Source organism: Janthinobacterium sp. Mn2066 (assembly GCF_049319705.1).
GTDB lineage: Bacteria > Pseudomonadota > Gammaproteobacteria > Burkholderiales > Burkholderiaceae_D > Janthinobacterium.
The window spans coordinates 130,099-152,263 of sequence record NZ_JBMOUF010000003.1 but is presented as its reverse complement, the minus strand read 5'-3'; the positions used below and the strand labels follow the sequence as shown (position 1 = coordinate 152,263).

Annotated in this window: 24 protein-coding genes; 7 read left to right on the top strand and 17 right to left on the bottom strand. The window is 61.3% G+C overall.

Annotation, left to right across the window (positions count from 1 at the left end):
- Window positions 1-9: 9 nt before the first annotated feature.
- From ACL9RI_RS07010 to leuS, 5 genes are all read right to left on the bottom strand, one after another.
- Window positions 10-447 carry a CopD family protein gene (locus tag ACL9RI_RS07010; RefSeq protein WP_422725863.1) on the bottom strand — a complete coding sequence of 146 codons (438 nt, stop codon included), beginning with the start codon at window positions 445-447 and terminating at the stop codon, window positions 10-12.
- Between the two features lie 88 nt (window positions 448-535).
- Window positions 536-1,801 (bottom strand): glutamate-5-semialdehyde dehydrogenase, encoded by a 1,266-nt coding sequence (locus tag ACL9RI_RS07005; RefSeq protein ID WP_422725862.1) that lies wholly within the window; start codon window positions 1,799-1,801, stop codon window positions 536-538.
- A gap of 38 nt (window positions 1,802-1,839) precedes the next feature.
- Entirely contained in the window at window positions 1,840-2,856 is a 1,017-nt protein-coding gene (gene holA / locus ACL9RI_RS07000; protein WP_422725861.1) for a DNA polymerase III subunit delta, read from the bottom strand.
- 16 nt (window positions 2,857-2,872) lie between these two features.
- Window positions 2,873-3,487, bottom strand: a complete 615-nt coding sequence (gene lptE / locus ACL9RI_RS06995; protein ID WP_422725860.1) for an LPS assembly lipoprotein LptE — start codon at window positions 3,485-3,487, stop codon at window positions 2,873-2,875.
- 4 nt (window positions 3,488-3,491) lie between these two features.
- Window positions 3,492-6,131 (bottom strand): leucine--tRNA ligase, encoded by a 2,640-nt coding sequence (gene leuS, locus ACL9RI_RS06990; protein WP_422725859.1) that lies wholly within the window; start codon window positions 6,129-6,131, stop codon window positions 3,492-3,494.
- A 179-nt stretch (window positions 6,132-6,310) separates the two neighbouring features.
- Here leuS and ACL9RI_RS06985 point away from each other — a divergent pair, with 179 nt between their 5' ends.
- Window positions 6,311-7,075 (top strand): AraC family transcriptional regulator, encoded by a 765-nt coding sequence (locus ACL9RI_RS06985; RefSeq protein ID WP_422725858.1) that lies wholly within the window; start codon window positions 6,311-6,313, stop codon window positions 7,073-7,075.
- A 77-nt stretch (window positions 7,076-7,152) separates the two neighbouring features.
- Window positions 7,153-7,518 (top strand): VOC family protein, encoded by a 366-nt coding sequence (locus tag ACL9RI_RS06980; protein ID WP_422725857.1) that lies wholly within the window; start codon window positions 7,153-7,155, stop codon window positions 7,516-7,518.
- Here ACL9RI_RS06980 and ACL9RI_RS06975 read toward each other — a convergent pair.
- On the bottom strand, window positions 7,515-8,411 hold the full coding sequence (locus ACL9RI_RS06975; RefSeq protein ID WP_183742360.1) for a LysR substrate-binding domain-containing protein: 897 nt from the start codon (window positions 8,409-8,411) through the stop codon (window positions 7,515-7,517). The genes ACL9RI_RS06980 and ACL9RI_RS06975 overlap by 4 nt on opposite strands.
- Before the next feature lie 160 nt (window positions 8,412-8,571).
- Here ACL9RI_RS06975 and ACL9RI_RS06970 point away from each other — a divergent pair, with 160 nt between their 5' ends.
- The gene (locus tag ACL9RI_RS06970; RefSeq protein ID WP_422725856.1) at window positions 8,572-9,750 is read left to right on the top strand and encodes an acyl-CoA dehydrogenase; all 1,179 of its coding nucleotides are present in this window, start codon (window positions 8,572-8,574) and stop codon (window positions 9,748-9,750) included.
- Window positions 9,750-10,997, top strand: a complete 1,248-nt coding sequence (locus tag ACL9RI_RS06965; RefSeq protein WP_422725855.1) for a CaiB/BaiF CoA transferase family protein — start codon at window positions 9,750-9,752, stop codon at window positions 10,995-10,997. Before ACL9RI_RS06970 ends, ACL9RI_RS06965 begins: the two co-directional genes overlap by 1 nt.
- Window positions 10,998-11,035: 38 nt before the next feature.
- Here the strand turns inward: ACL9RI_RS06965 and ACL9RI_RS06960 are convergent, their stop codons facing one another.
- From ACL9RI_RS06960 to ACL9RI_RS06940, 5 genes are read right to left on the bottom strand one after another with little or no spacing between them, the layout of a single operon-like run.
- Window positions 11,036-11,362: a barstar family protein gene (locus tag ACL9RI_RS06960; protein WP_422725854.1), complete on the bottom strand. Its 327-nt coding sequence runs from the start codon at window positions 11,360-11,362 to the stop codon at window positions 11,036-11,038.
- 19 nt (window positions 11,363-11,381) lie between these two features.
- Window positions 11,382-11,807, bottom strand: coding sequence for an ExbD/TolR family protein (locus ACL9RI_RS06955; protein ID WP_422725853.1), 426 nt, complete (start codon window positions 11,805-11,807; stop codon window positions 11,382-11,384).
- A complete protein-coding gene (locus ACL9RI_RS06950) occupies window positions 11,807-12,490 on the bottom strand; it encodes a MotA/TolQ/ExbB proton channel family protein (RefSeq protein WP_422725852.1) in 684 nt (227 codons plus the stop codon). Before ACL9RI_RS06950 ends, ACL9RI_RS06955 begins: the two co-directional genes overlap by 1 nt.
- Window positions 12,491-12,501: 11 nt before the next feature.
- A complete protein-coding gene (gene dapB / locus ACL9RI_RS06945; RefSeq protein ID WP_422725851.1) occupies window positions 12,502-13,311 on the bottom strand; it encodes a 4-hydroxy-tetrahydrodipicolinate reductase in 810 nt (269 codons plus the stop codon).
- 20 nt (window positions 13,312-13,331) lie between these two features.
- Window positions 13,332-13,979 (bottom strand): outer membrane protein assembly factor BamE, encoded by a 648-nt coding sequence (locus tag ACL9RI_RS06940; RefSeq protein ID WP_422726130.1) that lies wholly within the window; start codon window positions 13,977-13,979, stop codon window positions 13,332-13,334.
- A gap of 195 nt (window positions 13,980-14,174) precedes the next feature.
- Here ACL9RI_RS06940 and fur point away from each other — a divergent pair, with 195 nt between their 5' ends.
- Window positions 14,175-14,606, top strand: a complete 432-nt coding sequence (gene fur / locus ACL9RI_RS06935) for a ferric iron uptake transcriptional regulator (RefSeq protein ID WP_096238086.1) — start codon at window positions 14,175-14,177, stop codon at window positions 14,604-14,606.
- 51 nt (window positions 14,607-14,657) lie between these two features.
- Here the strand turns inward: fur and hrcA are convergent, their stop codons facing one another.
- Window positions 14,658-15,668: a heat-inducible transcriptional repressor HrcA gene (hrcA, locus tag ACL9RI_RS06930; RefSeq protein ID WP_183742344.1), complete on the bottom strand. Its 1,011-nt coding sequence runs from the start codon at window positions 15,666-15,668 to the stop codon at window positions 14,658-14,660.
- Between the two features lie 92 nt (window positions 15,669-15,760).
- Window positions 15,761-16,486, bottom strand: a complete 726-nt coding sequence (locus tag ACL9RI_RS06925; RefSeq protein ID WP_422725850.1) for an HAD family hydrolase — start codon at window positions 16,484-16,486, stop codon at window positions 15,761-15,763.
- A gap of 265 nt (window positions 16,487-16,751) precedes the next feature.
- Here ACL9RI_RS06925 and ACL9RI_RS06920 point away from each other — a divergent pair, with 265 nt between their 5' ends.
- Together ACL9RI_RS06920 and ACL9RI_RS06915 are read left to right on the top strand one after the other, a co-directional pair.
- On the top strand, window positions 16,752-17,330 hold the full coding sequence (locus tag ACL9RI_RS06920) for a hypothetical protein (RefSeq protein WP_422725849.1): 579 nt from the start codon (window positions 16,752-16,754) through the stop codon (window positions 17,328-17,330).
- Between the two features lie 37 nt (window positions 17,331-17,367).
- Entirely contained in the window at window positions 17,368-17,988 is a 621-nt protein-coding gene (locus ACL9RI_RS06915) for a hypothetical protein (protein WP_422725848.1), read from the top strand.
- A 181-nt stretch (window positions 17,989-18,169) separates the two neighbouring features.
- Here ACL9RI_RS06915 and mmsB read toward each other — a convergent pair whose 3' ends face one another.
- From mmsB to ACL9RI_RS06895, 4 genes are read right to left on the bottom strand one after another with little or no spacing between them, the layout of a single operon-like run.
- Window positions 18,170-19,069: a 3-hydroxyisobutyrate dehydrogenase gene (mmsB, locus tag ACL9RI_RS06910; protein ID WP_422725847.1), complete on the bottom strand. Its 900-nt coding sequence runs from the start codon at window positions 19,067-19,069 to the stop codon at window positions 18,170-18,172.
- 19 nt (window positions 19,070-19,088) lie between these two features.
- The gene (locus ACL9RI_RS06905) at window positions 19,089-20,228 is read right to left on the bottom strand and encodes an enoyl-CoA hydratase/isomerase family protein (RefSeq protein ID WP_422725846.1); all 1,140 of its coding nucleotides are present in this window, start codon (window positions 20,226-20,228) and stop codon (window positions 19,089-19,091) included.
- Entirely contained in the window at window positions 20,221-21,006 is a 786-nt protein-coding gene (locus ACL9RI_RS06900; protein WP_422725845.1) for an enoyl-CoA hydratase, read from the bottom strand. Before ACL9RI_RS06900 ends, ACL9RI_RS06905 begins: the two co-directional genes overlap by 8 nt.
- Window positions 21,003-22,163, bottom strand: a complete 1,161-nt coding sequence (locus ACL9RI_RS06895) for an acyl-CoA dehydrogenase family protein (protein ID WP_422725844.1) — start codon at window positions 22,161-22,163, stop codon at window positions 21,003-21,005. The genes ACL9RI_RS06900 and ACL9RI_RS06895 overlap by 4 nt, the downstream gene beginning before the upstream one ends.
- Window positions 22,164-22,165: the final 2 nt, after the last annotated feature.

Below are 22,165 nucleotides of genomic sequence, written 5' to 3'. Positions count from 1 at the left end.
TTATCTCTCTTAAAAAGGCTTGACCACGACCAGCACGACCACCGCCAGCAGCATCACCACCGGTACCTCGTTGAAGTAGCGGAACCAGGTATGGCTGCGTTTGTTGAGACCTTTTTCAAACTTGCGCAGGATGGCGCCGCAAGCATGGTGATAACCGATCAACAGCACCACGAAGGTCAGCTTGGCGTGCATCCAGCCCGGCATCTTGAAGCCGCCTTCGGCGCCGCCATACAGCATCCACAGCAGGATCAGGCCAAACACCATCGCCGGCAACATCAGCAGGGACATGAAACGATACAGCTTGCGCGCCATCAGCAGCAGGCGTTCGGTGGCCACCGTTTCGGTTTCCATCGCCAGGTTCACGAAGATACGCGGCAGGTAAAACAGGCCCGCAAACCAGGACATCACAAAAATGATGTGCAGCGCTTTAATCCAGAGAAAGAGCATGGAGGTTCCAGTGTCAGAGGTGTCGAAAGGAGTGACGGGCCGGCTGGCCCGTCTGGAGTATCTTATTTGCGTACCTTGTTTGCGTACCTTATTTGCGTACTTCGCCATGGCCGAAGACCACGTATTTGAGCGAGGTCAGGCCCTCCAGTCCGACCGGGCCGCGTGCGTGCAGCTTGTCGTTCGAGATGCCGATTTCGGCGCCCAGGCCATATTCGAAACCGTCGGCAAAACGCGTCGAGGCGTTCACCATCACGGAGGCAGAATCGACTTCGCGCAGGAAGCGCAGCGCATCGCTGTAGTCTTCCGTGATAATCGATTCCGTATGCTTCGACGAATACTGGTTGATATGGTCCATCGCTTCATCGATGCCATCGACCACCTTCACCGACAGGATAGCCGCCAGGTACTCGGTCGACCAGTCTTCCTCGGTGGCGGCCACCAGGTGCGGGTAGCCGGCCAGGATCGCATGGCTTTCAGGATCAGCGCGCAGCTCGACCTGCTTCGTCAAGTACAGTTCGGCCAGCTGCGGCAGCACTTGCGGCGCGATGGCGCGCGCCACCAGCAGGGTTTCCATGGTGTTGCAGGTGCCATAGCGGTGGCACTTGGCGTTAAAGCCTATGTCTACAGCTTTCTTCAGGTCGGCCTTCGCATCGATATAGACGTGGCAAATGCCGTCCAGGTGCTTGATCATCGGTACGGTGGCCTCCTGCATCAGGCGCGCGATCAGGCCCTTGCCGCCGCGCGGCACGATCACGTCCACGTATTGCGGCATGGTGATCAAGGCGCCCACGGCGGCGCGGTCGGTAGTGTCGATCACTTGCACGGCATCGGCCGGCAGGCCGGCGCCCAGCAAACCTTCCTGTACCAGTCTGGCCAGGGCGCGGTTGCAATGGATGGCTTCCGAGCCGCCGCGCAAAATGGTCGCATTACCGCTCTTGATGCACAGGCCGGCCGCGTCCACCGTCACGTTGGGGCGCGCTTCATAGATGATGCCGATGACACCCAGTGGCACACGCATCTGGCCCACCTGGATACCCGTCGGGCGGTATTTCATGTTCGAGATTTCACCGATCGGGTCGGCCAGCGCAGCGATCTGCGTCAAGCCTTCGACCATGGTGGCAATCGCCGCGTCGGACAGGGTCAGGCGGTCCAGCATGGCCAGCGCCAGGCCGGCGGCGGCAGCCGCATCGAGGTCGCGCTGGTTGGCCTCGCGCAGCAGGCCGGCATCGCGCACGATAGCGGCGGCGATCAGGGTCAGGGCGCGGTTGCGCGTGGCGCTGTCGGCGCGGGCCATGGCGCGCGAAGCGGCGCGGGCACGCGTGCCGACGTCCTGCATATACTGATTGATGTCCATGCTCTTATCCACGCTCTTGTCTGTTTTATTATAAAAATCTAACCCCGCGCGACCCGCAGCGCCAGTTGCAGCATGGCGTCCCAGGCGTCGCCCGCGTGCCCCTTGGCGCGCAAACCCTTGATCATCTTGTCAACCTGCGCCGCTTCCTGCAGCGCCGCGTCGAGCACGGGCAGTGAAATGCGCCGCAGTGCCGGCTCCATCATCCGCTCGCGCGGGCCCCAGATACGGTATTCCTTCAGTAGTGCCCCCAGCGGACGCCCCTGCGCCATCCCCGCCTTCAATTTTAACAGCGTGCGGATTTCTTCGGAGACCGCCCACAAGACCAGCGGCAAGGCTTCGCCTTCGCCCTTGAGACCTTCAAGCATGCGCACCAGGCGCGCCGGATCACCGGCCAGCATGGCTTCGGACAGCTTGAAGACATCGTAGCGGGCCACGTTCAGCACCGCGTCCTGCACTTGTTCGTACGTCAGCTTGCCCGCGTCATGCAGCAAGCCCAGTTTCTGGATTTCCTGGTGCGCCGCCAGCAGATTGCCTTCCACGCGGTCGGCAATAAAATCGATGCTGGCGCGTTCGGCGCTCTGCCCCTGGGCCGCCAGGCGCTGGCCTATCCAGGCCGGCAACTGCGCCCTTTCCACATTGGGAATCTCGATATACACGGCTGCCTGCTGCAGGCTGGCCACCCAGGCCGCCTTCTGCGTTGCCCAGTCCAGCTTGGGCAAGGTAATCAGGGTCAGGTTGTCGGGACTGAGATTTTTCGCATAGCTTTGCAGGGCCGCGCCGCCATCCTTGCCCGGCTTGCCGGTCGGGATGCGCAATTCAATCAGCTTCTTGTCTCCAAACAAAGACAGTTCCTGGTTGGCGGCCAGCAGCTCACCCCATTTGAAGCTGCGTTCCACCGTCAGCACGTCGCGTTCGGAATAACCTTGCGCGCGCGCGGCGCGGCGGATCTTGTCGGCCGCTTCCAGCGCCAGCAAGTGCTCGTCGCTGGTGATCACATACAGTTGCGCCAGCGGCTTGCCTACATGTCCGTCCAGCGCTTCTATCCGCAATTGCATGCTGTTCCCGTTCCGCTTACTTCTGCTCGGCCGGCACGGCAGGCGTCACCGGCGTGACAGGCGCCAGCGGCGCTACCGACATGGCCGGCAGCACCGGCTTGATCGCAGCCAGGCGGCGCATGATCTGTTGCACCATGTCGTTGCGCATATCGCGGTACAGGCCCGCTTCTTCCGTTTCCTGGGCCAGCAGCTGCGCTGAATTGAAATTGATCGGACGAACCAGGCTGATGGTCGTTGGGCCCAGCAACTGGTTCCCCGCCTTGTCGGTCACGCGGAAGACGATCGAGTAGCCAAGCTGGTACTGGCTGACCTGGCCTGAACTGCCCAGTGTCAAAATGGTCTTCGTACGATTCTTCTCCGGATCGTTGATCACCTCGAACTCGGCGTCTGCCGCATCCTTGGTATCGACGATTTCCGTGCTGCCGACAGCGCGGATATAACGCTTCAAGTCGATCGCCAGCGGCGACGAATCAGGCAGCGAGATATGCATGGTCGCGAACGGCAGCATGAAGCTGCCATTCGTGCCGCGCAGATGAAAACCGCAAGCCGACAGCAGGACGGCCAGGCCCAGCGCCAGCATGGCGCGCCATGCACGCCCGCCCAACAACGATACGGAAGAAGAAGTCGTCATAGTGTTACACCACGATGCTGATTAACTTGCCAGGCACGACGATCACTTTCTTCGGCGTGGTCTCGATGTACTTCTGCACACTTTCACATGCCAGCGCGGCCGCCTCGATGCTGGCTTTATCTGCATCCTTGGCCACCGTGATGGAACCGCGCAGCTTGCCGTTCACCTGGATCATCATTTCGATCTCGGCCTGTTCCAACGCAGCCGGATCGACTTGCGGCCAGGCAGCGTTGAGCAGGTCGCCGTGTACGCCAGCGTAACCCAGTTCTTGCCACAGCACGTGGGTGATGTGCGGTGCGACAGGGTTCAGCAGGCGCAGGAAGATCGAATAGCCTTCGGCGATCAGCGCGTTCGACTGTGCGCTGTCGTCCAGCTTGGCCGATTCCAGCGTATTGAGCATCTTCATGCAAGCCGACACCACGGTGTTGTACTGAATGCGCTTCAAGTCGTAATCGGCTTGCTGCAGGATCTTGTGCAATTCGCGGCGCAGGTTTTTCTGCACCTCGCCCGTGGCGGCGGCAGGGCCGGCGGCCAGCGCTGCCTGGATCGTGGCCGACTTGGCATAGCCGAAGTTCCACACGCGGCGCAGGAAGCGGTTGGCGCCTTCGACGCCGCTGCCCGACCATTCCAGCGTCTGTTCCGGCGGCGACGCGAACATGGTAAACAGACGGGCCGTGTCGGCGCCATACTGTTCGATCTGCGCTTGCGGGTCGATGCCGTTGTTTTTCGACTTCGACATTTTTTCCGTGCCGCCGATTTCCACCGGCTGGCCATCGGCCACCAGGATCGCGCTTTGCGGGCGGCCCTTGTCATCCAAAGCCAGGCGCACGTCGTCCGGATTGAACCAGGTAGTCTTGCCGGCAGCGTCCTTGCGGAAGTAGGTTTCGTTCAGCACCATGCCTTGCGTCAGCAGGTTCACAAAAGGCTCGTCGAACTTGACCAGGCCGAAGTCGCGCATGATCTTGGTCCAGAAACGCGCATACAGCAAGTGCATGACGGCGTGTTCGATGCCGCCGATGTACTGGTCCATCGGCATCCAGTAATCATTGCGCTCGTCGACCATGGACTCGCTCGCGCCTGGCGAGGTATAGCGCATGTAGTACCACGACGAATCGACGAAAGTATCCATGGTGTCGGTTTCGCGGCGCGCAGGCTTGCCGCACTGCGGGCAGTCGCACTGCAGGAAGGCTTCATATTTGTTCAGCGGATTGCCCGTGCCGTCCGGCACGCAGTCTTCCGGCAGCACCACCGGCAAGTCTTTTTCCGGCACCGGCACCACGCCGCAGTCGGCGCAATGAATCATCGGGATCGGCGTGCCCCAGTAGCGCTGGCGCGAAATGCCCCAGTCGCGCAGGCGGAAGGTGGTTTTCTTTTCGCCCAGGCCCAGTTCAGCCAGGTCGGCGGCCACCGCGTCCACAGCGGACGCGAAATGCAGGCCGTCGTATTTGCCGGAAGCGATGCAGACACCATCCTTCTCGCCATACCATTCCTGCCAGGCGTCCGTCGAGAACTCCTTGCCCTTGATCTCGATCACTTGCTTGATCGGCAAATCGTATTTCTTGGCGAAGCCGAAATCGCGTTCGTCATGCGCCGGCACGCCCATCACGGCGCCGTCGCCATAGGTGATCAGCACGTAATTGCCGACCCAGACTTCGACTTGCGCGCCGCTCAAAGGATGGGTGACGAACAGGCCGGTCGGCATGCCCTTCTTCTCCATCGTCGCCATGTCCGCTTCGATCACGGAGCCCAGTTTGCACTCGGCGTTGAAGGAGGCCAATTCGGCATTCGTTTGCGCGGCGTGGATCGCCAGCGGGTGCTCGGCCGCGACGGCGCAGAAGGTCACGCCCATCACGGTGTCGGGACGGGTGGTAAACACATACAGCTTGCCGTCGCCGATTAGCGAGCCGGCGGCATCCTTGATCTGGTGCGGGAAAGCGAAGCGCACGCCGGTCGACTTGCCGATCCAGTTGGTTTGCATGGTGCGCACGCGCTCGGGCCAGCCCGGCAGCTTGTCATCGACATAGGCCAGCAGCTCTTCCGCGTAATCGGTGATGCGCGCGTAGTACATCGGGATTTCGCGCTTTTCGATCAGCGCGCCCGAACGCCAGCCGCGGCCATCGACCACTTGTTCATTGGCCAGCACGGTCTGGTCGATCGGGTCCCAGTTCACGGTGCCGGTCTTTTTGTAGATGATGCCTTTTTCCAGCATCTTCAGGAACATCCACTGGTTCCATTTGTAGTATTCAGGCTTGCAGGCGGTCATTTCGCGCGACCAGTCGATGGCCAGGCCCATCGATTCCATCTGCTGCTTCATGTGGGCGATATTCGAATACGTCCATTGCGCAGGCGGCACGTTATTGGCCATGGCCGCGTTTTCCGCCGGCATGCCAAACGCATCCCAGCCCATCGGCATGAGCACGTTGTAGCCGTTCATGCGCAGGTAGCGGTACATCACATCATTGATCGTATAGTTGCGCACGTGACCCATGTGCAGCTTGCCCGAAGGGTAAGGTAGCATCGAGCAGGCAAAGTACTTGCCTTTTGGGAAACGCGGGTCGTGTTCGACGGCTTTGTAGGCGTCGATCGCCTTCCAGTGCGATTGGGCGGCTTGTTCGACGTCGGCGGGACTATATTTATCTTGCATGATGTGCGGCCAATAGTGAATATGAACCGAGCATTATACTGGTTGTCGCCGCCCGATAGCGCGGCGCGCCGCCTGCCCGGCCTGGCATATTTTTGCAACTCCCCAGTAAACACCAAGCATCGCTCCTGGCCAGCAGTGTGTAATATGCAGCAATCTTATTCTTTGCATCAATCCCGGCCATGATTGTCTACCAGGAATATCCGCCACTTCCCGCCTTGCGGCCGTGGCTGGCCTGCGTCTGGACCTGTCGCGTGCAGGCCAGCGCCACGCCGCTCACGCACCAGGTCTTGCCCGACAATTGCATCGACATCCTGTGCCAGGACCAGCAGGAATCGAGCTTTGCCGTCGGCATGATGACGGCGCCAATCCACGTTGTCAGCCAGGGCCTGGTGCAGACGGTGGCCGCCCGCTTCAAGCCGGGTGCGGCGGCGCGCTTCTTTGCCCTGCCCCTGTGCGAGCTGAACGACGGACGCACTGATTTACAGTCACTGTGGGGTCGCGGCCTGGCAACGCGCCTGGCGGATGCACTGTGGAGCGACCCGCTCGACGATGTCCAGCGAATTGCTATTTTGCAAGATCATCTGCTGCTGCGCCTGCGTTCTGGACCGCCACCGGCTCCAGCTGGCCTGACAGGCCACGCCATCGCACTGATCGAGCGTACCCAGGGCAGGCTGCGCGTCGACAGCCTGGCGGAACAATTGCACGTCTCGCGCCAGCACCTGGCCCTGCAATTCCGGCACAAGGTCGGCATCAGCCCCAAGCTGTTTGCCCGCATCTGCCGCTTTCGCGCCACCAACGCCGCCTTGCAGCGCGTGCAGGGCGCGCCGGACTGGGCGCAGCTTGCCCTGGAGCATGGTTATTTTGACCAGTCGCACCTGATCCACGACTTCCAGGATTTCGCGCACAGCGCGCCCGAAACCTGGCTGGCCGGCAAGCAACTTTGACTATCTTCCATTTTTACAATCACGCCAGGCGTACCGGTGGCATGATGGCGTCACTCACACACCTACAGGAGCAGAACATGATCAAGGGCTTGCGCACCGTCACCTATCCCGTCCCCGACCTGGAGCAAGGCAAGGCCTGGTACAGCCAGGTGTTTCATATGCAACCGTATTTCGACCAGCCGTTTTATGTGGGCTTTGCCATCGCCGGCTTCGAGCTGGGCCTGCTGCCGGGCGGCACACCGGGCACGCAAGGCAGCGTGACGTACTGGGGCGTGGAGGGTATCGAGGCGGAAACCGAGCGGCTGATTGGCCTGGGCGCCACCCTGCACCACCCGATCACGGACGTGGGCGACGGCATCCGCACGGTGGAATTGCTCGATCCCTTCGGTAACCAGATCGGCCTGATCGATAACCCGCATTTCGACACTTCCAAGGTGATTTAAGCGGCCTCGCCTTGCAGCCACAGCCGAAATTGCTGCAAGGCCAGCTTTTCATGCGCCGCTTCCGGCGTAATCAGATAATAAGCGCGCTTGCCCCGCAGCGGGCGGTCGCAGACGATCAGCAACTCGCCGCGCGCCAGTTCCGTTTCCACCAGCATACGCGGCAGCAAGGCCACGCCCTGGCCTTGCGCCGCCGCCATCGACAGCATGGAAAACAATTCATAGCGGGCGCCGTAGCGGGCCAGCGCGCCATCGACCTGCATGGCGTCGAACCACTGGCGCCAGGCGCCGGGCCGCGTGCTTTGCTGCAATAAAGTCAATTCCAATAAATCCTGCGGCTGCCAGCTGCTGCGCTGCGCCAGCAAACGGGGGCTGGCGACAGGCACGATATCTTCATGCATCAGCAAGGTGGCGCGCGTACCCGGCCAGCGCGCCAGTTGCTCGGGCGTGCCCGCATACAGGGCGGCATCGTATTCCGTATCGGCAAACATGAATGGTTTCGTGTAGGCGTCGATATGCACGATGATATCGGGCTGCTGCGCGGCCAGGCCGGGCAGGCGCGGCATCAGCCAGCGGGTGGCGAAAGTGGGCACTGACGCCAGCTGCAAGGCCCCGCCACCGCCCTGGCGCGCCATGGTGTCCAGGGTATCGCGCTCCAGGCCATCGAGGCGGGCCGCGATCTGGCGCGCATACGAGGCGCCTGCTGGTGTCAGCAGCACGCCATGGCGCGTGCGCTGGAACAATTGCACGCCCAAAAAACTTTCCAGCGATGAAATCTGGCGCGAGACGGCGCTTTGCGTCAGCGACAATTCGCGCGCCGCATGGGTATAGCTTTGGTGGCGGGCAGCGGCCTCGAAACAATGCAAGGCTTGCAACATGGGGATTTTGCGCGACATGGCGATGACCGTCAAAGAAAACGCCAGTATGCCGCAAGATATGCGTCAGACGCATGTCTGGGTGCGAAAAAATCGTTTGCCTCGGGCACGATGAAAATCTACCATGAGCCACATTCAATCTTGCGCCGGCCATCCTCGGCGCTCACCTGCGAGGCCCGTGATGAGCAAAGCTGTATTCGACTGGAATTCCCCCCTGCTGCTGGACGAACAACTGACGAGCGACGAGCGCGCCGTGCACGATGCCGCGCGTGAATATTGCCAAGGCAGCCTGGCGCCGCGCGTGCTCGAATCGTTCCGCCACGGCCGCACCGACGCCGCCATCTTCCGCGAAATGGGCGCACTGGGCTTGCTGGGCACGACGATACCGGAACAATACGGCGGCGCCGGCCTGAACTATGTCTGCTACGGCCTGGCCGCACGCGAAGTCGAGCGCGTCGATTCGGGCTACCGCTCGATGATGAGCGTGCAATCGTCCCTGGTGATGGTGCCCATCAATGCTTTCGGCAATGAAGCCACCAAACAAAAATACCTGCCGAAACTGGCGACCGGCGAATTCATCGGCTGCTTCGGCTTGACGGAACCGAACCACGGCTCCGATCCGGGCAGCATGGTGACGCGTGCGCGCAAGGTGCCGGGCGGCTATAGCTTGTCGGGCGCCAAGATGTGGATCACCAACAGCCCGATCGCCGATGTGTTCGTGGTGTGGGCCAAGGATGACGAAGGCGCGATCCGCGGTTTCGTGCTGGAAAAAGGCTGGAAGGGCTTGTCCGCGCCGGAAATCCACGGCAAGGTGGGTTTGCGCACCAGTATCACCGGCGAAATCGTGATGGATGAAGTGTTTTGCCCTGAAGAAAACGCCTTCCCCGACGTGCGCGGCTTGAAAGGCCCGTTCACTTGCCTCAACAGCGCCCGCTACGGCATCGCCTGGGGCGCGCTGGGCGCCGCCGAAGACTGCTACGTCAAGGCACGCCAGTACACGATGGACCGCCAGCAATTCGGCCGCCCGCTGGCCGCAAATCAGCTGATCCAGAAGAAACTGGCCGACATGCTGACGGAAATCACGATGGGCTTGCAAGGCTGCTTGCGCCTGGGCCGCATGAAAGATGAAGGCTCGGCTGCCGTGGAAATCACCTCGATCATGAAACGCAACAGCTGTGGCAAGGCGCTCGATATTGCCCGCATGGCGCGCGACATGATGGGTGGCAACGGTATTTCCGACGAATTCGGCGTGATCCGCCACCTGGTCAACCTGGAAGTGGTCAACACCTACGAAGGCACGCACGACGTGCACGCGCTGATCATCGGCCGCGCCATCACCGGCATCGCCGCCTTCAACTGATGTCTGGCCTCGCTTCTACCCTGCGGCCAGCGCCGCTTACAGGTTTACGCGTGCTGGACCTGTCGCGCGTGCTGGCCGGGCCGTGGGCCGGGCAATTGCTGGCCGACCTGGGCGCCGATGTCGTCAAAGTCGAGCAACCGGGCCGCGGCGATGATACGCGCACCTGGGGCCCGCCCTATCTGCAAGATGCAGACGGCCGCGACACCGCCGAGGCCGCCTATTTCCAGTGCGCCAACCGCAACAAACGTTCCTTGTGCATCGACCTGGCCGCGCCCGAAGGGCAGGCGCTGGTGCGCAAGCTGGCGGCCGAGGCCGACGTGCTGCTGGAAAATTTCAAGCTGGGCGGCTTGAAGCAATATGGCCTCGATGCAGCCAGCTTGCTGGAACTCAACCCGCGCCTGGTGTATTGCTCGATCACCGGATTTGGCCAGGATGGGCCGTACGCGGCGCGCGCCGGCTATGACTTTTTGATCCAGGGCATGGGCGGCTTGATGAGCATCACGGGCGTGCCCGATGGCCAGCCGGGCGCCGGGCCGCAAAAAGTGGGCGTGGCGCAAACCGATATCATGACGGGCCTGTATGCCACCGTGGCCGTGCAGGCGGCGCTGGCCGAACGCGCGCGTTCAGGCCTGGGCCAGCATATCGACCTGGCCTTGCTCGACGTGCAAGTGGCGGCGCTGGGCAACCAGGCCGCCAACTATTTGTGCGGCGGCAAGGTGCCGCAGCGCATGGGCAACGCGCATCCGAATATCGTGCCCTACCAGGACTTCCCGACGGCCGATGGCGACATGATTCTGGCGATCGGCAACGATGGCCAGTTTGCGCGCTTTTGCGCCATCGCCGGCCACCCGGAATGGGCCCAGGATGAGCGCTTCGCCACCAACCCGCAGCGCGTGGCGCACCGCGCCATCCTGATTCCCATGTTGCGCCAGACTACCGTCATGCGCACCACGGCGGAATGGATCACCGCGTTTGAAGCGGCAGCCGTGCCTTGCGGCCCCGTCAACCGCATCGACCAGGTATTTGCAGACCCGCAAGTGATCGCGCGCGGCTTGAAAGTGGAGATGCCGCATCCGACGGCAGGCAAGGTGGCGCTGGTGGCCAATCCCGTGCGCCTGTCCGCCTCGCCCGTGCAATACCAGCGGCCGCCACCGTTGCTGGGCCAGCATACGGACGAAGTGCTGCAGCAATGGCTGGGCTTGGATGACAAGGAAATCGACGGCTTGCGCGAGCGCAAGGTCGTCTAAAGCAAAACGCGGAACAGCCGAAACTGTCCCGCGTTTTTTTATTTCAGCACCAGTTTCAGCGCCGGCTTTTCGCCGTAATCTTCATAACGCTCATTGATGCCGGCCACGCAGAAGGTGATTTCTTCCAGTAAATCAGGCACTTGCGCTTGCATGCTTGCCCCATCCTGTACCACGATGTCCAGCACTTCATTGGGCTTCAGACGGAACTTCGTCATGTTTTCATCATCGCGCAGATAGCTGAGGCAATCGACCCAGGCGTCGATAGTATTGCCATAGAACTCGGGGAAGCCGAAAACCTGCACGCATTGTGCGTGAAAGCGGGCTTCGTCGGTGATGTCTTTTCCATTCAGTACGACTGTAGGCATAGCAATTCTTTTCTTTCTATCAAAGGGGCGGCGCCGGATCGGTGACAAATCCGAGCCGGTGCAACCCGTGGGACTGGGCGGCGGCCATCAGCTGGGCCACCGCTTCATAGCGGGTATGCTTATCGATGCGCAATTGCAACTGCGGCGGCGTGGCCTGCCGCGCCGCCTGCGCCAGGCGCGCCTCCAGCATGGTCGAAGTCACCGCCTGATTATTCCAGAACAGACGCCCGTCTGCATCGAGCGCCAGCGTGACCGTCTCGCCGGGCGCCGCTGCCGCATTGACATTGGCTTGTGGCAATTCCAGCTGCAGCGCTTGCGTGAACACGGGCGCGGCCAGGATAAAAATCACCAGCAAGACCAGCATCACATCGACCATGGGCGTGACATTGATGTCAACCATCGCGGGGTTCTGGTATCGCCCCTGCTGGAAAGCGCCGAACGCCATCATGCCTCCTTGTGCTGCATGTGCACGAGCGCATATGCATGCAGATCATGCGCAAAGGCATCGAGTTCGGCCAGGGTCAGGCGGTTGATCCGGTTCAGGCCGTTATAGGCCAGCACGGCAGGGATGGCCACCAGCAAGCCGGCCGCCGTCATGATCAAGGCTTCGCCGACCGGGCCCGCCAATTGCTCCACCCGCAAGGCGCCCCCCTGCGACACGGTCGCCAGCGCATGATAAATGCCCCAGACCGTCCCCAGCAAACCGACAAACGGCGCCGTGGCGCCGATCGACGCCAGGGGGGTCAAGCCCCATTCCAGGCGCACGGTGGCATGCTGTATGGCATCGCGCAACAAGCGCGTCAATTGATCGGCAAGCGGCAAGCTGGCGTCCAGCGATGCCTTGCCTTGCCGGGCCTGGGCCTGGACTTGCGCCAAGGGCAGATAAATGCGCTCGGTATCGCCCAGCGCCAGCACGGCCAGGCCATCGTCCAGCCTGGGCGCTGCCCAAAAATAAGGCAGATGGCGGGCGCCGCGCCGTATATGCCAGGCGGAGACACCCTTGCTCAGCATCAGATACCAGCTCAGCAGGGACATGGCCAGCAGGACATACGCCACACAGTGACTGGCGGCGTCACCCTGGTTCCAGTATTGCGCCAGGCTCAAGTGATTCACTGTGCCTGGCGCCATGATCGCTAGTCCTAGTTTTTCAGCGCCAGCACATCTTGCATGTCGAACAGGCCGGTCGGCTTGTCGGCCAGGAAACGCGCGGCGCGCAGGGCGCCGTGCGCGTAGGTAACGCGGCTGCTCGATTTATGGCTGATCTCGATGCGTTCGCCAATGCCGGCAAACAGCACCGTATGGTCGCCCACGATATCGCCGCCACGGATGGTGGCAAAGCCGATCGTCGATGGATCGCGCTCGCCCGTCACGCCTTCACGGCCATAGACGGCGCATTCCTTCAGGTCGCGGCCCAGCGCGCCAGCCACCACTTCGCCCATTTGCAGGGCAGTGCCCGACGGTGCATCGACCTTGTGACGGTGATGGGCTTCGACGATTTCAATGTCGTAGCCTTCAGACAAGCTTTTCGCGGCCAGTTCCAGCAGTTTCAAGGTGACGTTAACACCCACGCTCATGTTCGGCGCGAACATGATGGCGGTTTTTTCGGCGGCGGCGGCAATCGCTGCCTTGCCTGCCGCATCGAAACCGGTGGTGCCGATGATCATCTTGATACCATGTTCGGCGCAGTAGGCCAGATGCTGCAACGTGCCTTCCGGGCGCGTGAAATCGATCAGGTAATCGGCGTTGGCCAGGCCCTTGGCCAGATCCGATTCGATCAGCACGCCAGCAGGTTTGCCCAGGAAGGCAGCGGCGTCCTGGCCTACGGCTGGCGAGGCGGCGATATCGAGCGCGCCGGCCAGCACGGCGTCGGGCGCATTGCCCACCGCTTCGATCAGGATATGGCCCATGCGGCCACTGGCGCCGGCGATTGCAATTTTCAATTGAGTCATGTTGTTTCTCTTGCTGCTACTTATTTGGTGGGCTCAGCGGCCGGCGTCGCCGCAGGTGCAGGGGCTGCTTCCGGCGCCGGTGCAGGGGCCGGCACTGCATCAGGCTTGCTCACTGGAATACCAGGTGCGGCATCGGCTGGCACCGGCACGGCGCTAGGCGCCACGGGCGACGGCGCGACGGCGGCCGGCGCATCGGCCTTGGCGACCTTGGCGAACGGCGATGGGCCAGCGATACGGTCGATGTATTCTTTCTCGGTCGGCAAATTGCCGCCTTCGAAGCGCGCTACCTTGCCATCCTTGTCAAAGTACACGACCACGCGGCTGCTGGTGGTTTCGCCATTGCCCTTGGCCAGGCGGAAAGGGTAATCCCAGCGGTCGGCATGGAAGATATCGGTCAGCAGCGAAGTGCCGAGGATGAAGCGGACCTGGTCGCGCGTCATGCCGACCTTCAGCTGCGCCAGCATTTCTTCAGAAACAAAGTTGCCTTGCTGAATCACTGGGCGGTAGGGCGAGAAAAACCACATGAATTTCTGCAGCGGCGTAATGGTGGTTGTTTGCGCGCCACTATCAGGCACGACTTCCTTGCCTTCCTTGAGGGTAACAGCAGGCTTTTCGCCCAGAATGCCACGGCTGGCACAGCCAGACATTGTCAATGCAACACAGACCATGCCTGCCACGACTGGTGCTCGAAATGAAATACGGTGCCAGGGAGATGGCAATACAGCCGGTGTTACGCGCATAAATGACCTCAATTTGATGAACAAAACGCCAGGAGTGACCGGCCCGCCAAAAAATGCATATTTTGGCACTCCCCGCTAAAACGCTATATGATAAAGCACCTGACCCACATACGAGCAACAAACATGAGTAACAATCCTAGTGATCTCAAGGCAAGCGGCCTGAAAGCGACCCTGCCAAGGCTGAAGATACTCGATATCTTCCAGAGTAGCCCGGTACGCCACCTGACAGCAGAAGACGTCTACAAGATTCTGCTGGCCGACAATATGGATGTCGGTTTGGCAACTGTCTACCGTGTCCTGACCCAGTTCGAACAGGCTGGCTTGCTTAACCGCAACCATTTTGAAACCGGCAAGGCGATTTTCGAGCTCAACGAAGGTTCCCACCACGACCACCTGGTCTGTCTGGACTGTGGCCGCGTGGAAGAATTCTTCGACGAAGAAATCGAAATCCGCCAGCAAAAAGTCGCCGAAGAGCGCGGCTTTAAAATCGCCGAACATGCTTTGGCCATTTACGGCAACTGCATCAAGACGGCTTGCCCCCATAAAGCAGCCTGACGCATGCCGGCCGTTCCCGCAAGGGCGCGGCCGGCGCAGTACTGATCTCGCTCAATGATGGCTAAGCGCGTTGGATAACAGCTTGGCCGTGATATCGACAATCGGAATCACCCGTTCATACGCCATGCGCGTCGGGCCGATCACGCCCAGGGTGCCCACGATCTTGCCGTTGACTTCATACGGCGCCGTCACCACGCTCATTTCATCCATCGGCACCAGGTTCGATTCGCCGCCGATAAAAATCTGCACGCCCGTCGCCTTGCTCGATACGTCCAGCAACTGCATCAAGCCCGTCTTTTGCTCGAACATATCGAACATCTGGCGCAGCGAATGCATGTTCGATGACAGATCGCTCACGCTGAGCAAGTTGCGCTCGCCCGAGATCACCATGTCATCGCTATGGTCGGCCATCACTTCACTGCCCGCCTCGACGGCCGCCTGCATCAGGCAGCCCATGTCGTCGCGCAACTGGCGCAACTCGCTTTGCAGGCGCACGCGCACCATGTCGAACGACAGGCCGCCATAATTCTGGTTGATATAGTTGGCCGATTGCACCAGTTGCGCCGGCGTATAGTCCGCCTCCGTCAACAGCAGGCGGTTTTGCACGTCGCCGCCCGGCCCGACGATGACGAGCAGGATGCGTTTTTCGGACAAGCGCAAAAATTCTATCTGCTGGAACACCGATTCACGGCGCGGGCTGAGCACCACGCCGGCAAATTGCGACAGCGACGACAACATCTGCGCCGCATTGGCGATGGTTTTTTGCGGCGTCTGCAATTGCAGGCGCGACTCCACCAGATGTTCGTCCAGGTGCTTGACGGTCAGCAAAGTGTCGACAAAGATGCGATAGCCGCGCGGCGTGGGAATGCGGCCGGCCGAGGTATGCGGGCTGGACACATAGCCGAGCTCTTCCAGATCCGCCATGATATTGCGGATGGTCGCCGGCGACAGATCCAGGCCGGAAATCTTCGACAAGGCGCGCGAACCGACCGGCAGGCCGTCGGCGATGTATCGCTCGACCAGGGCTTTCAGCAGTGTTTGGGCACGGTTATCGAGTTGCATGATGTTGTTTATTTAAACAATGTTCTGGTACGCAAGGGCAGCTTGATGCGCCCTGAAGTAGCTATTATGCACGTTCGCCCGGCCTGCGGTCATCAATCTTCCAATTGCCCCTGTAGCCAGAACAGCAATTCGTCAAAGTTGGCGCAAATCGCGTCGGGCTGCACCCCGGCGGCCAGATGGGCGTCGCTACCGCGGCGATTCATCCAGACGGCGCGCATGCCGGCATTCTGGGCACCCGTGACATCGAAATACAGATCGTCCCCCACATACACGGCCTCGTGCGGCGCCACACCCAGCGCTTCACAGCCCGCCAGGAAGATCGTGGCGTCGGGCTTGGGCACGCCAAAGTCGGCGGCGGCGATCGATATCCTGAAATGCTGCGCCAGGCCGATAATATCAAGATCGGCATTGCCGTTCGAGATGGAACCGACCAGCAAACGCTGCTGCAGCCAGGCCAGGCCAGGCAACACGTCGTCATAGGGCGTGACCTGGTTGCGGGCAGCCATGAAATGCCGGAGCGCCGCCTCGATCAAGGCCGGATCTTCACCGGCCGCCGCGAAGGCCGAGCGCAAGCCGGCGCGCCGCACCTCGATCAGATTGCCATGCAGCTGCGGCTGCGCCTCCAGCAAGACCAGCCGCTGCTGGCGCATGGCCTCGATGGAAAATTGCTGCGCCACCTTGGGCGCGTGGGCAGTCAGCCAATCGTGTAGCACGACTTCCGCCGCCGCGATCACGGGCGCGATGGGCCACAGCGTATCATCGAGGTCGAACAGGATGGCCTTCGGCGGTACGACAGTTTTTTTATTAGCAACGGACATCAGATATCGAATCATTCACAAAAAGTGCCGCACGCAATCGCACGGCTTATGGTTATTGTCGCATTGATCGGGGCTGACGGCATGCTTGCGTGCTTGACAAATGGGGGTGAAATCGGCAGCCACACACGCTTTGACGCGAAAAATTGTTACAGGGAGATACAAGGCGAGATCAATCGGCTTGCCAGATAGACTAAAATAGGCGCCATTCCAATACGGCGCCAGCGTCCGTGTTGCGCTACCCTACTTAATTCGTTTTGGAGAATGTATGAAAAATTTGTACCTGCGCTCGATGCTGGCGGCGGCTTGCGCCGTCACTCTGGCAGCCTGTGGCGGCGGCGGCGGCAATCTGTATCTGACCGGCAGCGTCACCGGCCTGGCAAAAGATGGACTGATTCTCCAGAATGGCAGCGAATCGCTGCCGATTACCTCGGGTTCCACCACTTTCACCTTTAACACCCTGCTCAATACCGACGACAGCTATAACATCACCATCAAGCAGCAGCCTACGGGCGCCGTTTGCACGGTCATCGATGGCAGCGGCAAGGCATCGGCGTATAGCGTCGGCCTGGCCAGCATCAGTTGCCTCACCAACCAATATACCCTGGGCGGCACCATCACCGGCCTGACCGCCGATGGCCTGGTGCTGGTCAACGGCTCCGGCAAGAGCAGCCCGCTGGCCGGCAGCACCACCTTTGTCTTTGGCAGCACCGTCGGCGATGGTTCCCCGTACAACGTGAACGTGCTGACCAATCCACCGGGACTGACTTGCACTATCAGCAACCCAGTCGGCACCATGGGTTCAAGCAACAACACCAGTCTCGTGGTTGGCTGCACGCCGAATTAAGCCTGGCACTGGCATCCTTATTTAATTGGAGAAATACATGAAGTCATTCAGCCTGCGCCCTTACATTGCGCTGCTCATTACCGTCGGCCTCGCCGCTTGCGGCGGCAAAGCGACCTACGACGTCAGCGGTACGATTACCGGCTTGAGCAACAGCGGCCTGGTGCTGGCCAACGGCAGCGATACGCTCAGCGTGCCTGCCGGCGCCACCACCTTCACCTTTGCCAACAAGATCGATTACGGCGCATCCTATAACATCGTGGTGCAAACCCCGCCTGCGCACATGAATTGCACCGTTTCAGGCGGTTCGGACACGGCTGGCCACTACGTCAGCATCCAGGCCATCGTCAATTGCCAGCAAAATACCTATACCGTGGGTGGCACGATCACCGGCCTGACCGTCGATGGCCTGGTACTGTCCAACGGCAGCAATAGCAGCCCGCTGACCGTATCGAAAAATCCAGGCGCCGATCCGCTGGCCTTTACCATGCCAACCGCGGTGGCCGATGGCACCTCGTTCGGTATCAGCGTCACCACCAGCCCGGCCGGCCTGGTGTGCTCGGTATTGACGGATCCAGCAACCGGCTTGTCCACCGGCGTGGGCATCATGGGTTCGGCAGCAGTCACGTCCGTCAAGATTGCCTGCAACCCGGCAAGCTAATGCAAGGAGCAAGGGGCAGCACAGGCGCTGCCCCTTACATCACCAAAATAGATAACTGATATTTGAAAGATAAATTGGAGTTATATGTGGCAATGCAACATAATGCATCTGTCTCCTCCAACTCTTCCAAGAATTGGATTTAGCCCGCTTTTACCAGCGGGCTTTTTTTTGCCTGAAATAATCAGGACTGCTTCACATCAGGCTTGAGCATGTGCACGATGCTGGAAAAATCCTGCTGCGCATAACCGGACTGGGCGTGCATCTGATACAACTGGCGCACCAGACCGCCCAAGGGAGTCGCCGCATTGACGGACAAGGCCGACTGCTGGGCCAGCCCCAGGTCTTTCAGCATCAGCGCCGTGCCGAAGCCGCCGCTGTAATTGCGCGAAGCGGGCGTGCCGTCCATCACGCCAGGCCAGGGGTTGTACACTTCCAGGGTCCAGTTGCGGCCCGAACTCTTGGCCATGATGTCGGACAACACTTTCGGATCGAGGCCATGCGCCACGCCCAGGTTCAAGGCTTCGGACGTGCCTGCCATCAAAATTCCCAGCAGCATGTTGTTGCAAATCTTCGCCACCTGCCCTGCACCGGCCTCGCCCGCGTGGAAAATGTTCTTGCCCATTTTTTCCAGCAAAGGCCGCGCCTGCTGCAAGGCCGCTTCCGGTCCGCCGACGATAAACGTCAGGGTGCCGGCCGCCGCGCCCGCCGTGCCGCCCGACACGGGCGCGTCGAGCATGGCAAAACCGCGCTTGGCGGCTGCTTCCGACACCTGGCGCGCCACGTCGGCAGCGATGGTGCTGCAATCGATCAGCAAGGCGCCGGGCCTGGCGCTATCGAGTACACCGCCCTCGGCCAGGTACAGCTCTTGCACGTGTTTGTTGGCTGGCAGCATGGTGATGACGGCGTCCGCCGTCTGCACGGCCGCACTGGCGGACGCGGCTGCCGTGGCGCCCGCCTCCACCAGTGCAGCGACGGCGGCCGGCGCCAGGTCGAATACGGAAACGTGAAAACCGGCGGCCACCAGGTTGCGGGCCATCGGCGCGCCCATATTGCCCAAACCGATAAAAGCGATATGCTGCATCTTGATCTCCTCTGTTCTTTTAATGTAGGTCGCCCAGTGGATGCTGTGTCCACGGCGCGGCAAAATACTCGTCCAGATACGTGCTGCTGATATCGTCCAGGCTGGCCGGCAACCATCGCGGCGCATTGTCCTTGTCGATCAGCAAGGCGCGCACCCCTTCCGCGAAATCGGGGTGGGCGCAGCATTGCACGGCCACGATCAATTCCAGCTGGAACACTTGCGCCAGGCTCAGGTGCCGCGTGCGTTCACGCATGGCCCATACCAGCGCGGCTGACGTGGGCGCGCCCTTGGCCAGCGAGTGGGCCGCCTTTTGCAGCCAGGCCACATCGCCATCGTAGGCGGCAATCGCGGCCACCACTTCCGGCAAGGTCGGCGCTTGCGTGAGCGCGGCGATGGCATCGAAGTTGGTGCGCACTTCCGACACAGGCAGCAGGGAGGCTGGCGCCGAGAAACCGCGCAGCAAACGGTCCAGTTGCTGATGATTCGCTTGCGGCGTCGCTTGCCATTGGGCCAGGGTCAGCGCCTCGAGCACCATGGCCCGCTCTTCCTGTTGCAAGAAATAATCACCGAGCCCTGCAAACAAGGCGTCGGCCGCGTTCATCGGCGCCCCCGTCAAGCCCAGGAACAAGCCGCTGCGCCCCGGCATGCGGCCCAGGAACCAGCTGCCGCCCACGTCGGGAAACAGGCCGATGGTGATTTCCGGCATGGCGATGCGCGTGCTTTCCGTCACCACGCGATGGCTGGCGCCCGCCAGCAAGCCCAGGCCGCCGCCCATCACGATGCCGCCGCCCCACACCAGCAGCGGTTTCACATAGGTATGGATGCGATGGTCAAGCCGGTATTCTTCCTCAAAGAAAGCCAGCGCCAGCGGATTGGGCACCACACCGGGCTGTTCCACCACGGCCGCGCGCAGGCTGCGCACGTCGCCGCCTGCGCAAAAAGCCTTGTCGGTGGACGATAACAGCACCACGCAAGCGACCTGTGCATCATCGGCCCAGCGCACCAGCGCGCCATCGATGGCCCGTATCATGTCCAGGGTCAGGGCATGCAGCGATTTCGGTGCGTCGAGGGTGATGACGCCCAGTTTCATGCCGCCGGGACAGGCGCGTTCCTCGACTTTGACGGTATCAACCACGGGTTTATCCACGCTATTAACCATTCTTCCACTCCGCTGGACGCTTTTCCAGGAAAGCCAGCACACCCTCTTTCTGGTCTTGCGTATCGAACAGGCCCAGGAACAGGGTGCGTTCGTCGGGCAGGGATTGCGCCAGGGGTTTGCTGCGCGCGCCCTGGATCAACGATTTGCACGCCGTGACGCTGCCGGGACTCTGGCGCGCCACCTTGGCCGCCAGCGCCAGCGCCGCCGTCAATCCCTGGCCGCTAGCCACCACTTCCTCGACCAGGCCGATCGACAGCGCCCTGGCCGCATCGACCCGTTCGCCACACAAAATCATGCGCTTGGCCCAGCCTTCGCCGACCAGCCAGGCCAGGTTTTGCGTGCCGCCTGCGCAGGGCAGCAAGCCGACGGAGGCTTCCGGCAAGGCCATTTGTGCATGCTCTTCGGCAATGCGAATATCGCAAGCGAGCGCGCACTCCAGGCCGCCGCCCATGGCATAGCCATTGATGGCGGCAATACTGACGCCACGGAATGCGGACAAGGTCTCGAATGCCTCGCCAAACGCGGCCGCCATGTCGAACGCCATGGTCTTGTTGCCGTCAGCGAAAACTTTCAAGTCGGCGCCAGCCGAAAAGAACTTGGTCCCGCCGCCCGTGATCACCAGCGCATACACGTCAGGATCGGCATTGAGGTCTTCCACCAGTTCCTTCAGGGCACGCAGGCTGGCCAGGGTCCAGGTGTGGGCTGGTGGATTGTCGAGGGTGACGAGGGCCGTGTGTTCGCGCCGCTCCAGCAGCAGATTGCTATATGTTTTAGTCATCGTAGGGTCTCCGTGGCGCCGTCTTTCAAGATCGCTCGCGCGACGATCAGGCGCATGATTTCATTGGTTCCTTCCAGGATCTGATGTACGCGCGTGTCGCGCACATGGCGCTCCAGCGGATACTCGCGGATGTAGCCGTAGCCGCCGTGCAATTGCAATGCATCGTTGGCCACATTGAAACCGACGTCAGTGGCGAAACGCTTGGCCATGGCGCAGTACGCGGTGGCGTCCGGGCTTTCCTGGTCCAGCTTCCAGGCAGCCAGGCGCACCATCTGGCGCGCCGCCACCAGTTCCGTCAGCATGTCGGCCAGCTTGAATTGCAAGGCCTGGAACTGGGCCAGTTCGCGGCCAAACTGCGTGCGCTCCTTCATGTAGGCTTGCGCCCGCGTCAAAGCGGCCTGGGCGGTGCCCACCGAGCACGTGGCGATATTGATGCGGCCGCCATCGATGCCCTTCATGGCGATGGCAAAACCCTCGCCTTCCGCGCCCAGCAAGTTGGCGACCGGCACTTTCACCTGGTCGAAGCTGATGATGCGCGTAGGCTGGCTATTCCAGCCCATTTTTTCTTCTTTCTTGCCATACACGATGCCGGGCAAATTGGCCGGCACGGCAAACGCGGAAATACCGGCCGCGCCCTCGCCGCCCGTGCGTGCCATGACGATCAGCATATCGGTCTGGCCCGCACCGGAAATAAAGGCTTTCGTACCGTCCAGCACATAAAAGTCCCCCTCCTTGACGGCCTTGGTGCGCAAGGAGGCAGCATCGGAACCCGATTGCGGTTCCGTCAGGCAATAGCTGGCCAGCTTCTGGCCGGCCGCCAGCGCAGGCACCCACTCGTCGCACAAGGCTTCCCGGCCCCAGCGCGACAGCATCCAGGTGGCCATATTGTGGATGGTGATATACGCGGTGGTCGAGGTGCAGCCACCGGCCAGCTCTTCAAAGACGATGGCCGCATCCTGGCGCGACAAGCCCAGGCCGCCCCAGCGCTCCGGTGTGTACAGGCCGCAAAAACCCATCTCGCCGGCCTTGGCGATGGTGTCCACCGGGAAAATCGACTCCGCATCCCAGTGCGCCGCATGCGGTGCCAGTTCGCCTTCGGCAAACGCGCGCGCCGCCAGCTGGAACTCGCGCTGCTCGTCGCTCAGTTCAAAGTCCATGC